General features: G+C 60.7%; 12 protein-coding genes. 3 read left to right on the top strand and 9 right to left on the bottom strand.

Annotation, left to right across the window (positions count from 1 at the left end):
- Positions 1–17 precede the first annotated feature (17 nt).
- The 8 genes from ACO06O_RS08565 to ACO06O_RS08530 all read right to left on the bottom strand — a co-directional run bounded on the left by ACO06O_RS08565 (position 18) and on the right by ACO06O_RS08530 (position 8,816).
- The gene (locus ACO06O_RS08565) at positions 18–926 is read right to left on the bottom strand and encodes a DMT family transporter (protein WP_421878267.1); all 909 of its coding nucleotides are present in this window, start codon (positions 924–926) and stop codon (positions 18–20) included.
- Between the two features lie 6 nt (positions 927–932).
- A complete protein-coding gene (locus ACO06O_RS08560; RefSeq protein WP_421878265.1) occupies positions 933–1,442 on the bottom strand; it encodes a MarR family winged helix-turn-helix transcriptional regulator in 510 nt (169 codons plus the stop codon).
- Positions 1,443–1,507: 65 nt separating this feature from the next.
- Entirely contained in the window at positions 1,508–3,679 is a 2,172-nt protein-coding gene (locus ACO06O_RS08555) for a tetratricopeptide repeat protein (RefSeq protein WP_421878263.1), read from the bottom strand.
- Positions 3,680–3,821: 142 nt separating this feature from the next.
- Positions 3,822–4,709: an ABC transporter ATP-binding protein gene (locus ACO06O_RS08550; RefSeq protein WP_421878261.1), complete on the bottom strand. Its 888-nt coding sequence runs from the start codon at positions 4,707–4,709 to the stop codon at positions 3,822–3,824.
- A gap of 12 nt (positions 4,710–4,721) precedes the next feature.
- A complete protein-coding gene (locus ACO06O_RS08545; RefSeq protein ID WP_421878259.1) occupies positions 4,722–5,465 on the bottom strand; it encodes an ABC transporter ATP-binding protein in 744 nt (247 codons plus the stop codon).
- Complete coding sequence (locus ACO06O_RS08540; RefSeq protein WP_421878257.1) at positions 5,465–6,544, bottom strand: branched-chain amino acid ABC transporter permease; 1,080 nt, start codon at positions 6,542–6,544, stop codon at positions 5,465–5,467. Before ACO06O_RS08540 ends, ACO06O_RS08545 begins: the two co-directional genes overlap by 1 nt.
- 25 nt (positions 6,545–6,569) lie before the next feature.
- Positions 6,570–7,475, bottom strand: coding sequence for a branched-chain amino acid ABC transporter permease (locus ACO06O_RS08535; protein ID WP_420416590.1), 906 nt, complete (start codon positions 7,473–7,475; stop codon positions 6,570–6,572).
- Between the two features lie 129 nt (positions 7,476–7,604).
- Entirely contained in the window at positions 7,605–8,816 is a 1,212-nt protein-coding gene (locus ACO06O_RS08530) for an amino acid ABC transporter substrate-binding protein (protein WP_421878255.1), read from the bottom strand.
- Positions 8,817–9,166: 350 nt separating this feature from the next.
- Here ACO06O_RS08530 and ACO06O_RS08525 point away from each other — a divergent pair, with 350 nt between their 5' ends.
- Positions 9,167–9,979, top strand: coding sequence for an enoyl-CoA hydratase/isomerase family protein (locus tag ACO06O_RS08525; protein WP_421878253.1), 813 nt, complete (start codon positions 9,167–9,169; stop codon positions 9,977–9,979).
- 105 nt (positions 9,980–10,084) lie between these two features.
- Complete coding sequence (locus ACO06O_RS08520) at positions 10,085–11,248, top strand: hypothetical protein (protein ID WP_421878251.1); 1,164 nt, start codon at positions 10,085–10,087, stop codon at positions 11,246–11,248.
- A 5-nt stretch (positions 11,249–11,253) separates the two neighbouring features.
- Here ACO06O_RS08520 and ACO06O_RS08515 read toward each other — a convergent pair whose 3' ends face one another.
- On the bottom strand, positions 11,254–12,096 hold the full coding sequence (locus ACO06O_RS08515; RefSeq protein WP_421878249.1) for a fumarylacetoacetate hydrolase family protein: 843 nt from the start codon (positions 12,094–12,096) through the stop codon (positions 11,254–11,256).
- Between ACO06O_RS08515 and ACO06O_RS08510 the strand changes: the two genes are divergently transcribed.
- Complete coding sequence (locus tag ACO06O_RS08510; RefSeq protein ID WP_421878247.1) at positions 12,095–12,883, top strand: DUF1194 domain-containing protein; 789 nt, start codon at positions 12,095–12,097, stop codon at positions 12,881–12,883. The two genes, ACO06O_RS08515 and ACO06O_RS08510, sit on opposite strands and share 2 nt — an antisense overlap.
- Positions 12,884–13,158 lie beyond the last annotated feature (275 nt).

Below are 13,158 nucleotides of genomic sequence, written 5' to 3'. Positions count from 1 at the left end.
CGCCCGCTGGGGGCGCCCTACCGAACCCGAATCCAGACGAGCGCCGATAGGATCATGACGGCGCCGAGCAGCTGCGGCAGACTCATGGCCTCGCCAAGGAAAACGGCCGCACCCAGCAGCCCGAAGACCGGAACCAGAGTGAGAAACAGGCCGGCGGTACCGGGCGATAACCGCCGCAGACCGATCAGATAGAACCAAAAGGCCAGGGCGTATTGAACGATGCCCGAAATCAGCGCCAGGCAGAGCATCGGCCACTCCGCCGCCGCGATCTCACGCAATAGGACAGACGGCGAGGCAACGACCGCGACCACGGCGAGCGCCAAAGCAAGACCAACCGTCTGCTGAAGCGCGGCCAGCGTCACCGAGGGGAGCCGCGCTGCAATCCGGCTGCTGGCAAGGACGTAGAGCGCTGCAAAAAGCGTCGCCAGAACAATCAACGCATCGCCTTCGATCCCGCCTCCCGCTGCATCGGCATGCGCGCCGGATACCAGGGTAACCCCCGCCATTGCGATCACGATGGCCAACAGGGTTCGGCCCGACACGGACTGGCGGAAAACAAGCCAGGACAGAAGTATGATCAGCAACGGTTCCGTCGTGGAAATCAACGACGCATTCCCCGCGCTTGTCAGCAACAGGCCGAATGTCCCGAAGACATAGGCAAGTCCCGGCTCAAAAACGCCGGTCGCAGCAGCCGTCGCGGTCTGTCTATTGAGCGAGCATCCCTGCCCCGTTGCCGCGACGGCCCCCCAAAGAAACGCGACGCTGGCGGAGAGTTGGATGGCGACCAGGGACGGCGGAGAAAAGGCGGACAGTGCAGCCTTTGACATGACCGTCGCCAACCCCCAGCATGCCGCTGACAGGATCATGCATGCGACCGCCAGTCTTCTGGTCGGGATCGCACCGCCAGCTTGAACAATCTCGGTCATTTGCGCTCAAGCCTCTTTGGGCACCGCACATTCCACCGGACAGGAGGCGGCGGGACAGATTTCTTCCCGGCAGAACCGGCAGATATGATCGGCGGACTCACGATCCTTCGTCAGTCTGGCGAGCGACCGTTCCAAGATTTCGGACAGAATTCTTTCTTCAGGCCGGGTCAGGCTACCAACTGCCGCAGCCAGGAAATCTGATCGTTCCGTCTGGAACTGGTGGCGGATCTCTTGCCCCTTCTGCGTCAAGGTCAGGCGTACCTGTCTCTTATCGGTGCCGGGTTCGCGCGCGACCAATTCGGCCGCAACAAGGCGGTCGACCAGACGCACCGCGGCGGACCGCGTGAAACCGATCACCGGCGCGAGACCACCCACCGTCAGACCCGGTGCGGAACCTAGCGTGTTCAACGCCGCGATATCGCTGGGATGAATGCCACGCTTGGCACATAGGTCTGTTTGACTGTCCGACAAGGCCAGACCGAAGGCGCCAAGGAGGTTGAGAATACGCTCGTTCATAATATATGAGTGACTCACTCATATAATTTTGTCAAGACGTATAGCCCTCGCAAACTCGGCGCCTATTAGCTGGTTTTCGCGGGTTTCTTTCGGGAGCGTGCCTTTTTCGCGGAGGATTTCCGCGCCTTGGACTTCTTGCCCGCGACCTTCGCCTCGACGCCTTCAGGCGAAGCAACGCTCTCTTCCGAAGGAGACGCTTTGACCGCGGCCCCGGGGGACAAGCCTTTCTCACGGCGGCTCGCGACTGCCCCTTCCAAGCCCTCCCGGACCCGGTCGATGACCATGCCCCAATCACCCAGAACCCGCTGCCGCACCAAACGCATGCTGGGATACCAGGGCGTATCCTCGCGATTGCGCAGCCATCGCCATTCCCCACCGAACGGCACCATGGTCCAGACATCCTTGCCCAAGGCACCGGCCAGATGGCAGACCGCCGTATCGACCGATATCAGCACATCGAGCTGCGATAGAATGGCGGCGGTATCGGCGAAGTCCTTAATGCGGCCGGAATGATCGAACACATTGTCCCGGCCCGTATAGGCCTTCAGGTCCGAAACACCGTTCCCGATCTGAAGGGAATGGAAATCGACCCCGTCGATATCGAACAACTCAGCCAACTGCGTCAGCGGAATCGACCGGTACAAATTGTCGGAATGTGTCGGTCGCCCGGTCCATACGAAACCGGCCTTCACCTGAGCCTTCCCTGAGGCCGGAAGCGGCCCCTTAGGCGCCGCGGCATCAGGGACACCGAGATAGGGAATGTCTTTTGGCACCGTCTCGACGGTCGTGCCGAACCGATGCGGCAAGGACAGCAACGGAATTTGCAAGTCATAGACGATCTGAACGTCGCGCTGCCGTATGTGAAAGAGGTCATCCACCCCTGGCAGCGTCCCCATCAACCGATAAAGCTCCGGCTCGCATAGAAAGGCGACTGACCCGCCGCTGCCCATTCTCTCGCGGATCTTCGGAAGATAGCGGCAGAACTGGATCGTATCGCCGAACCCCTGCTCAACATGGACCAGAAGCCGACGCCCATTCAGCGGAGATCCGTCCCACAGACGCTCGCGGATATTCGGCACGTTCGGCTTGAACGCCGTCATGTCATAGCGGGATTCATAGGCCGCCCAGCCCTTCTCGTACTGTCCGTCCATCAACAGAACGGCCGCCGGGGCGAAGGTGCCGCGCGCCTGTTTGGGCTGAAGTTCCCGGACCCGCAGATACAAATCCATCGCCGGCTGAAGCTGTTCCATCCGTAACAGGCAATTGGCATAGGAATAGAGCGTATCCGGATCCGCCGGCACCAGTTCACGGGCACGCGCAAGGACATGCTTGGCCTCGACCGCATTGCCCAGCTTGAGGGTTATATGGCCCAACGCCTTCAGGGCCGCGACATCGTCCGGCGAGACTGTCAGCGCATGGCGCAGATGCGACGCCGCGGCGGTAAGATTGCCCCGCTTCTCCAATGTCGCGGCGATGGCGGTAAGGCATCGCACGTTGTTGGAATTCAGGCGCAGTGCCTTGCGCAGTGCTACTTCCGCCTCATCAAGCCGGTCAAGGGCATGACAGGTCGTCCCCAGCTTGACCCATGCATCGGACCAGCGTGGATTGGCCTCCACGGCCTTACGATAATAGCCGGCTGCCTCCTCCCGTTTCGACCGATCGAGTGCCAGGGTTGCGTCGCCTCGATTGGACCAGGCCTCCGCATAGTCCGGCCTTTGGTCCAATGCCTGTTCATAACGCGCCAGGGCGTCTTCGAGGCGACCGCTGCGCGCCAGGATATTGCCGAGATTATTGAGGACTTCCGGAAACTTCGGATTGGCGGCGAGCGCTTCCTCATAGGCTTTCACCGCCTCATCGGTCCGTCCGGCCTCCGATAGGGCGATCCCCAGATTGTTCCGGGCCTCGGCATAGTCGGGCTTCAGTTCGACCGCTTTCGACAGGGATTCAATCGCCTCGTCGTGCTTCTTGGCCAGTCGAAGCATGAAGCCCAGCGTATTCCGGAAGGCCGGCGCTTCAGGGTCGATTTCGATCGCCTTGCGCACCAGTTCGACGGCGATGTCTGATTTTCCCGCCTGATGGGCGATGACGCCCAACAGATGGACGGCAAGCGGGTCGCGGTCGTTGTCTTTCAGGATTTCGCGCGTCCGCCGCTCCGCTTCGGGCAACTGCCCGCGCTGAAGCGCCGTCACGGCATCCTGAAACCGCGGGTCCGCATGCCCCCCGGCGCGCCCAGCCATGTCCGCCCCTACCGCCTCGGCAGGCTCCGACTTCCCGTTTTCATCCGACATACCCTGTCACACGCCCCCAATGTATCGGCCCCCCTCCGGTTTACCCCAGGGCGTGGAACCGGAAAAGTCAGGAATGGGATGGGATCGCCGATCAGCCGCCGAGGAAGAGACGACCGACTTCCGGATCCTTCAACAGATCCTGACCCGGTCCCGCCATTGCCAGTTCGCCCGACACCAACACATAGCCGACATCGGCGAATTCCAGCCCTTTCTTGGCATTCTGCTCCACCATGATGATGGTCTTTCCTTCGTTTTGCTGCAGATCGTACAGAATTTCGAAGACCATATCGATAAACCGGGGTTCCAGCCCGATTGACGGTTCATCGACCAACAGAACCTCCGGATTCATCACCAAGGCGCGGGAGATCTCCAACAGGCGACGTTCGCCACCGGACAACACCTTGGCCTGGTGCTTGCGGCGATTGGCCAGCCTTTCATATTTCGCGAATACCCGTTCCGCAGCCTCCTTGGCCTCGGCCGGCCGGTCCATCAGATAGCCGCCCATCCACAGGTTCTCTTCAACCGTCATGCCCGGAAACACGGATTTATCCTGCAGGATATAGGCGATGCCCGCCTCCTTCAGCTTCCGGTTCGAGGACAGGGCGGTGACGTCCTTTTTCCGATCCCCTTCGCCAACCAGGATGCGGCCGCCGAAAATGTTCGTGAAACCGAAGATGGAATGCAAAATTGTCGACTTGCCCGCCCCGTTCGGACCGATCAGACAGAGAGACCGGCCCTTGGCGATCTGCAGATCGAAATCGTGCAGAATCTGCATTTTGCCATAACCCGCCGTCAGCCCTTCGATTTTCACGAATGGATCGCCGCCGGCCAAGGCTGCGATACGATCTTTCGTCACGCCTTCGCCCAGTTGCTTGGCCTGGCGGTTCACTTCCTCCACCGAAATGACGGTGTCGACGCTGCCGAGGTGATAGCCGGTCGAGGTCTCTTTTTGCGCTTCGTTGTTATTCTGGTCGCTCATCCCTCAGCCCCCTCAATGCGCGCCCAAATAGGCGTCAATGACCCGCTGGTCGTTCTGCACCGCTTCCGGCGCACCGGAGGCCAGGATTTCGCCATGGGCCAGACAATAGACCGTGTCGGCCATATTCATGATGACGCGCATGTTATGTTCGATCACCAGAAGCGTAATCCCGAAATCCGTATTGGCGCGCTTCAGCCGGTCGATCAGCCCGTTGATCAAGGTCGGGTTGATGCCTGCGGTCGGCTCGTCGAGAAGCAGCACCTTGGGCTCGTTCATCAGCGCCATGGCGAATTCCAGCAGCTTCTGCTGACCGAAGGACAGATCGCCCGCCGGCAGCATCCGCTTCCCATAAAGACCGACGAATTCCAGCAGGGAATCCGCCTTTTCCCGGTCCGCGGCGGTGCTGTGGCCGAACATGTCCAGGAATCGGTGCTTTCGGTGCGGGATGGAAATCAGCATGTTCTGGACGCAGTTCATCTTGCCGTAGATGCGTGTCTGCTGGAACGTCCGCAGCAGCCCAAGGCGGGCGATCTGCTGCACCCGCATGGTCGAGATCTCCTGATCGTCGAAGCGGATCGACCCGCCGTCGATCGGGTGAAAGCCGACGATGGAATTGAAAAGGGTCGTCTTACCCGACCCGTTCGGGCCGATCAGCCCGGTAATCTTGCCGTCGGCAACATTCAGGTCGATATCCTTGTTCGCGATGACGCCGCCATAGGCTTTGGAAACGCCGCGCACTTCGATCACATTGCCCATCAGTCGGCCCCTCCCTTGCCCTGCGCGGTCGCGTCTGTTTCGACGCGAATTCCGAACCGTTCCGGGAATCGCTCCATCAGCCAGCCGACAATGCCTTGTTGGAAATAGACGACATTGACGATGATGATCAGACCCAGCGCGACCCATTGCCAGCCCAGCAGATGCGTCCAGGTGACCTCCTTGATCACATGGAACAGGACCGCGCCGAGGATCGGTCCCCACAGCGTGCCCTTCCCGCCCAGAAGCGACATCGCCACCATGAAAATCCCGAAGGTGATGGTCGGAAATGCGACTTCCAGCGGTTCGATGAAATGGACGATATTGCCGTGCAATCCGCCGCTGATTCCCAGGAAGAAGGAGGAACAGGCCCAGGCGACCGTCTTGTAGCGCATGGTGTGAATCCCCATGCCCTCGGCTTTCTCCTCATCGTCCCGGATCGCATTCAGCGCCAGACCGAACCGCGTCTTGTAGAGCCAGCGGAAGAACAGAAAGGTCGCCACGGCCGATGCCATGCACAGGAAATAGAAGAAAAGGCCTTCCTCGTCCGCGCTGCCCGGAAAAATGTCCGACCCGGGATACAGAGGCAGTGAGATGCCCGATCCGCCGCCGACCCATCGCCAGGCGCCGATCAACTCCCCCGCCGCCAAGGCGATCCCCAGCGTGCCGATGGCGAAGTAAGGGCCGCGCAGCCCGAAGAAGAAGAATCCCAGAATGATGGACAGAAAGACACAGCCGACCGCCGCTGCCGCCAGCCCGATGAACAGGCCGGTGAAGTACTGCGTGTCGGTGATGTCCACCTTGATCGCGCCGAAGGCGGCCGTGTATTCGCCGACATCGTAGCCGCCGACAATGATCTGGACGACGGCGCAGATATACATGCCCGCGCCAAAGAAGAAGATATTGCCCAGGGAATTGTACCCCATCTGCCCGCCCATCGTGTCCCAGGTCAGGGCGAAGAGAATCATAATCCAAAGCAGCGCGATCTGTTGGATATAGGCAGGGAACAGGAAGGGCGCGATCAGACCGAAGGCCAGGACGGCGATCTGCAGCAACCGCTCATTCGTGTTGGTAGCGATCATCGAGTGTTTCTCCTAAAAACCCCGGTCACCGGACGACCTGGCGAATGCGGCTTGCCTGATACTGCCGCCAGATCAGGACCAGCAGTAGCATCACGACGACCGTCGCCACCTGGAATTCCGCCCCCAGCACGAATCCGGAATACTGTTCGATCACACCAAGTCCCAGGGCCGACATGATGACCCCCGGCAGATTGCCGATCCCTGCCGCGGTCACGATGACGAAAGACCGAACGGAATGGGTCACGCCATAGTAGGGCTGGATCACCATGATCATCGCCACCAAAACGCCGGCGGCGCCGCAGATTGCGGAGTTCAGGGCATAGGTGAACGCATAGACGCGGTCGGTGTTGATCCCCATTACCCGCGCCGCGCGGGCGTCCTGCGAGGTAGCCCGGATCGCCTGTCCCATGCGGCTGAACTTCATGAAGGCGACGACCGCTCCCGCCAGCAGGATGCACATACCGAACGCCCAGAACTTGATTTCCAGAATGGACACGATTCCGCCCATCATGGAGACCGAGCCGCGCCCGAATTGGGCGACCTGGACCTCTGGCCCGAAGGCGAGGTTCAGGGCCTGCTGCATCACGATGGCGAGGCCGAAAGTGGCCAGGAGTGACGTGAAGAGGTCTTTGTCGACGACGCGCCGGATCATCAGCACGTAAATCGCCCATCCGAAAACGAACATCAGCACCGCAACGATCGGCAGTGTCAGAAGCGGGTTCATCCCCGTCGTCTTGGCGATATACCAGGCTAGATAGCCGCCCATGATGACGAATTCGCCCTGGGCCAGGTTCTTGACGTTCATAACGCCCCAAACCAGGGCTAGCCCGTATGCGGCCAGCGCGAAGACGGCGCCGACGCAGAGGCCGTTCAGTATCAGGCCGACATTATAGGCCGGCAGGGAGAGGAGAACCTCTATACTTCCCCACATGGTGCTGTGTCCCTATTTCGGTGCTTGGATGGCAAGGCACGGTCGCGCGGCCGGATAGACGCCCCCCGGCGCCGCCCGTAGGGCACGGCGACAGGGGACGCATCCACCCAACCTTCGCAACAAGCGGGTTTAGTTACCCGCGGCCTGACGCGGCCAGACCAGTTTATGCGACGCCCATTTCGGCGGGGCGACCACCTGGTACTGGTTGTCCTGGATCTGCCAGAGGACCATCGGCTTCGCGATATTGTTGCCGGCCTCGGCGAATTTGATGCCGCCATAGAACGTCATCATATCCGTGGCCGAGAGCGCATCGCGGACCTTGTCCTTGTCGAAGCTGTTGGCGCGCTCGAAGGCGTCTGCAAACACCATGACGGCCGCCGCAGCCTGGGCCGACTGATACGGCACGCCGGCGTCGTAACCTTCATAGGTTTCCTTGAACAGCTTCTCGAAATCCGCGGCCGATCCGAACAGGTCGTCGCTATAGGTCAAAGTCGGCGACCATTGCGTGGCGCACAGGAAGCCTTCGGACGCTTCCGGGAATTTCTCCGTGACCTTTGCGGCGTCGCAATGGGTCAGCGCAATCATCGGGACATCGATCGCCATTTCACCGATCTGGCGGGCGGCGGTAGCGGCCCCTTTGGAATGGCCCGAAATGATCAGCAGGTCCGGTTTCAAGGCCTTCACCTTGATCAGGGTCGGTGTCATGTCGGAAAGGTCGCGCGGCAGGTTCTCATCAATGACGATCTGCATGCCGTGTTTGGCGGCGTCTTCCATGACGCCAGCCCGGACATCCTGGGAGAACGGATCGTTCTCGAAGGCAAGGGCGACCTTCAACTCCGCCGGATCCTTGCCGGTCGACTTCGCCTGGTCCGCGGCCAAATCAATGGCGGAAGCAAGATACTGCTCCGATGTCGAAAGCACGGCGAATAGATAGCGGTAGCCCTGGGTAAAGAGAGAGCGGGATGCCCCTTCCGCCTCGACCATCGGCACGCCGTATTTCTCGGTGACAGGCGCAATCGCCTTGGTCAGGCCCGAGGAGTACGGGCCCAGCATGAATTCGACGCCGTCCTGCTGAATCAAGCGTTCGGCAAGCTGCGCACCGCGCGCCGGCGTGGATTCGTCGTCATAGTATTCGATCTTGATCTTGTACTTCTTGCCGTCGACGGTCACGCCGCCGCCATCATTGATAAGCTTGGCGGCCAGTTCATAGCCATTCTGCGTGTGAATGCCGTTGGTGGAATATTTCCCGGTCAGGGAAATCGCCGACCCCAGAATGATCGTATCACCTTCGACCTTTGCTTGAGCCGTGGTAACGGACATGGATAGTGCAGCTGCGGCCACACTGAATCCCAGCTTCCTCAAGAGCATAGAAATACCTCCCAGATGTTCAGGAGGATACGCGCCCGCCCCGGAAAATCCGGCCCGTGCCCACCTCCCCCTTTGGTTCTGTCCGCGCGCCGAACTTGCCGTCGGCGTTGAAAAGTGCGGACATATTTGCGCCTTCGTCATTTCGTGCGAAGGTCCGGAGGCGCAAAGACTAACCGCAACAGAACACGATGGGAAGGCGCGTTTTGAAATACTGTGTCCAAACAACCATGCTGCGACGCAATAAAACTACGCGATACCGATAATCGAAACGACCCGCCCTCCCCCGTGCATTCATATAAATCCCAGAGAAATTGGAGGCCGACGTGACGGACGCCCTGACGGCGCAATCCTTTGAAACCCTGCAGCTCACCTCCCCCGCGGACCATGTTCTAAGCATCGTGTTGAACCGGCCGGACCGGCGCAACGCCTTCAACACCCGCATGGCCGAAGAACTTATCTCTGTTTGGGCGAGATTGGCGGAGCGGGAGGGAGATGGGTATCGCTGTGCCGTCCTGTCCGGCGCCGGCGACAAGGCGTTCTGCTCAGGTGCCGATCTCAAGGAACGGAACGGCATGGACAAGGCGGCATGGCAGCACCAGCACACGCTTTTCGAGCGCATGTCCTATGGGCTGATGAACTGCCCCATCCCGGTCATCGGCGCCGTCGAGGGCGCCGCCTATGCCGGTGGGTTCGAGTTGATGTTGGGCTGCAGCTTTGTGTTTGCGTCCCGTACCGCCCGTTTTGCTCTAACGGAAGTCACGCTGGGTCTGATCCCCGGGATCGGCGGGACGCAGTTGCTGCCCCGGGCCGTCGGACGTGCGCGCGCCTTGGAGATACTGCTAACCGGTACGCCCTTCGGCGCGGCGGAGGCGGCGGAATGGGGTCTCGTCAATCGTCTCTGCGAACCCGGCACGGTTCGGGATCAAGCTATAGAGAGCGCTGCGCGCATTGCCGCGAACGCGCCGCTATCCGTGCGTCAGGTCCTGCGTGCAGCGCGGGATGCCACGGATAAGGATCTGGCCAGCGGACTTGCATACGAACTCGACTGCTACAACACGCTGATCGAGACGGAAGACCGCCGGGAAGGCATCCGCGCATTCAACGAAAAACGCCCGCCCCGATTTATCGGTCGTTGACGCCGGCCCCATCCGACCATTTTATGGCCGTCTTCCCGCCGCAAGGGACCGGTAAAAATCATAACGGATGGCGCTGCCGCTCGTTTCACATGCCCCTGGAGAGTCATGCGACTGATAGCCTGCCTCGTTTTCGCTATTGCCGCCGCCCTGCCCTTCGGTGCGGCCCAGGCACAGGATAAGCCGCTGCTGGTTCTGCAACTGGAGTCAGCTCTGAACTTGACTGTCACCGGACGCAAGGCCGGTCTGTCCGGGGCCGTCTACGCCTTGGCGCCGCGCGGTGACGAAAGCGGTGTTCATTCGGTTCAGGTGGCCTTCGACGCCCGGAACCGTCCCGTCCTGACACGGTTGGTGCGAAAGATTGCGGGCGCGCCGGATTCAGATCTGTTGGTGTCGGCCGCACAATCCGCCGTGCCTTTGGTTCTGCCCGATTGGGAGGACGGGCCAAACGTATTGGCGCAGCAGGCTGCGGAAGTCCTGCGAAACTTTGCTTCGGACGGAACGGCCGTGCGCACAACGATCCAGGCCGATGCAGGCCGGGCGGTAACCGTCGATTTCGTCGCCGCGGAAAGGCTGGCCGTTGTCGACCTCCCGGTTGGCGCACAGGACGCGCGGCGGCTCGATGAATCCTCGGTCGCTCGGTTGATCTCCGACGCGACGCTGACATTCGACGACGGGGCGACCGGTGGACATCGCCGCTACCACGCACCGAACGGCCGTCTGGCCGGAGGAGAAGGCGACGGCGAAACGCGGGAAACCGGCAGTTGGATGACCAACGCCGACGGTCACTATTGTATCGAGACGGCACCGGTACCAGAGTTCCGGTGCTTTGCCGTCTATGATACCGGGAGCCGCTATGCGGCGGTGCCGGTCATCGCCGGCGCGGCGGACAGCCGGGGGCTGCGCCATTTCCGTGTCGAATTCGGCAATCCGGGCCAGTTTTCAGCACCCCGCCGCAACGACGCGACCGGCGCGGCCGTAACCGCGATGATTGTATCCGGACAAACGGAAGAACGGCGCCGGGCCGGAGGCGGCACGGATCGGATTTTCCTGAAACCGGATGGCGATTTTGCCGGAATTCGAAACGGCCAACCCGTCCAGGGCCGTTGGTCGGTGATGAGCGACGGGCGGCGCTGCCTGACAGATGCGGACGGCATAAGCGAATGCGTTTTTCTGAGCGAAACAGATGGTGGTACCTTCCGGCATTTCGATGCCGAGGGCACTTTCCTGGGCGAATCCTTGTACCGCGACGGCAATCCGAACGGGTTCTGATCCGTTCAGGCCGCGACCACGAAGTGGTTCTGGTTGCCTAACCCATCGACACCGCATTCCAGCCGGTTGCCCGCCCGCAGATATTCCGGCGGGTCCATGCCATGGCCAACGCCGGGCGGCGTGCCTGTCGCGATTACATCACCCGGATGCAGGGTCATGAAGTGACTGAGATAGCTGACGATATGGGCGACCCCGAAAATCATCAGTTCGGTATTGCCGTACTGCTTTCGCCGACCGTCGACATCGAGCCATAGACCCAGGCGCTGAGGGTCGACCACCGCGTCCCGCGTCACAAGCCAAGGTCCCAACGGCGCGAAGGTGTCGCAGCTTTTGCCTTTCGTCCACTGGCCGCCGCGCTTGTTCTGATAATCGCGTTCTGAGAAATCGATGAACGCCGAATATCCCGCGACGTAGTTCAAGGCGTCCTCTTCCGAAACATAAGACGCCTTTTCGCCGATCACGACCGCCAACTCGACTTCCCAATCGGTACGGCTGGAGCCCTTCGGCAGTTTGATGTCGTCGGAAGGACCGGTCAGCGCGCTGGTCGCCTTCATGAAGATCACCGGTTCGGTTGGTGGCTGCGCCCCCACTTCCTTGGCATGGTCGCTGTAGTTCAGCCCGATGCAGATGATCTTGCCGATCCCCGTGACCGGAATACCCAGGCGCGGCTTGCCTTCAACGAGGGGCAGATCCTTGACGGAATGGGCGGCGAGCGCCTTCAGCCCGTTCGAGGACAGGACATCGCCGGTGATATCCGGCACCAGGCCGGAAAGGTCCCGCACAGCCCCGTCACCGTCGACCAAACCGGGTTTTTCGTCGCCTTTTTGACCGTATCGGACCAGTTTCATGGTCGCGCTTCCCCTTCGGACTATTATTCTGGCCCTGGATCGTGCATGGAGGTCGAACGAAATGCAACGTCGGCAAGTATTGGCTGCGCTTGGCCTGGGGATCGGGTCTGCGATTTTTCATCTGCCGCGAGCTGATGCCCAAACGGGCGGTGGCGCAGAAATCGTGGATGTCGAGATCGTGCTGGCCGCGGACGGTTCCGGATCGATCGACGACGAGGAACTGGCCCTGCAACGGCGCGGCTACGCGGACGCCATCACCCACCCGGATGTCGTTCGCACCATTCTGGGTGGCCTGCACGGCCGCATCGCCATCGCCTATATCGAATGGGGCGGCCCCTATTCTCAGCACACAATCGTCGATTGGACACTGATCGAAAGCGAGGAGTCGGCACAAGCATTCGCCGCGGATTTGGTCAGGGCGCCCCGCGCGGCCCAGGGCTACAATTCGATCAGCGGCGCGATCGACTATTCAGTTAAAAAGATAAACACGAACTCTTTCAATGGATTGCGTAAAATCATCGATGTTTCAGGTGACGGTCCGCAGAATGGGGGACGGTCCGTCCAGGCAGCACGGGACGATGCCGTGGCGCAGGGAATCACCATCAACGCCCTGGTGGTAAAGTCCCGGGGCGGCGGATATCCGGGGCCCCGCGGTGAGCCCTTGGAAGATCACTATCGCAATGATGTCATCGGCGGGTTCGGCGCTTTCGTCATGACCGCCGATGAAACGCTGCGCTTCAACGAGGCGGTGCGCCGCAAGTTAGTCCTTGAAATCGCAATGAAATAGCCTTTCGCGGCTTGATCACTTGGAACGGGTCCTTTGCCGGGTTGGACCAGAAGTATTGACCTTATGGGCGGCTTATCTTTTAAGTTTGTGTAACGGAAAGCGATGCGATGGGACTGGGGTTATCGCACATGCGGGGGAAACCGGGCAAACACAGACCCTATCCCTCCCATTCTCTACAATCATAATCGGCATCCGATCCGCCAACCGGTTCGGCGCTCACCTCTGGGAAATGGTCCTCCCGCGGGCGCCGACGAGACAACAGGGAAAGGGACTAC

The organism is Pacificispira sp., assembly GCF_965228185.1.
Classification (GTDB): Bacteria; Pseudomonadota; Alphaproteobacteria; order UBA8366; family Aestuariispiraceae; genus Pacificispira.
This window is presented reverse-complemented; position numbering and strand designations above follow the sequence as displayed.

Excerpts from the sequence above, each read along its gene's own strand:
- ACO06O_RS08565 (WP_421878267.1), bottom strand. The coding sequence starts at position 926 with ATGACCGAGATTGTTCAAGCTGGCGGTGCGATCCCGACCAGAAGACTG.
- ACO06O_RS08560 (WP_421878265.1), bottom strand. The coding sequence starts at position 1,442 with ATGAACGAGCGTATTCTCAACCTCCTTGGCGCCTTCGGTCTGGCCTTG.
- ACO06O_RS08555 (WP_421878263.1), bottom strand. The coding sequence starts at position 3,679 with ATGGCTGGGCGCGCCGGGGGGCATGCGGACCCGCGGTTTCAGGATGCC.
- ACO06O_RS08550 (WP_421878261.1), bottom strand. The coding sequence starts at position 4,709 with ATGAGCGACCAGAATAACAACGAAGCGCAAAAAGAGACCTCGACCGGC.
- ACO06O_RS08545 (WP_421878259.1), bottom strand. The coding sequence starts at position 5,465 with ATGGGCAATGTGATCGAAGTGCGCGGCGTTTCCAAAGCCTATGGCGGC.
- ACO06O_RS08540 (WP_421878257.1), bottom strand. The coding sequence starts at position 6,544 with ATGATCGCTACCAACACGAATGAGCGGTTGCTGCAGATCGCCGTCCTG.
- ACO06O_RS08535 (WP_420416590.1), bottom strand. The coding sequence starts at position 7,475 with ATGTGGGGAAGTATAGAGGTTCTCCTCTCCCTGCCGGCCTATAATGTC.
- ACO06O_RS08520 (WP_421878251.1), top strand. The coding sequence starts at position 10,085 with ATGCGACTGATAGCCTGCCTCGTTTTCGCTATTGCCGCCGCCCTGCCC.
- ACO06O_RS08510 (WP_421878247.1), top strand. The coding sequence starts at position 12,095 with ATGGTCGCGCTTCCCCTTCGGACTATTATTCTGGCCCTGGATCGTGCA.
- ACO06O_RS08515 (WP_421878249.1), bottom strand. The coding sequence starts at position 12,096 with ATGAAACTGGTCCGATACGGTCAAAAAGGCGACGAAAAACCCGGTTTG.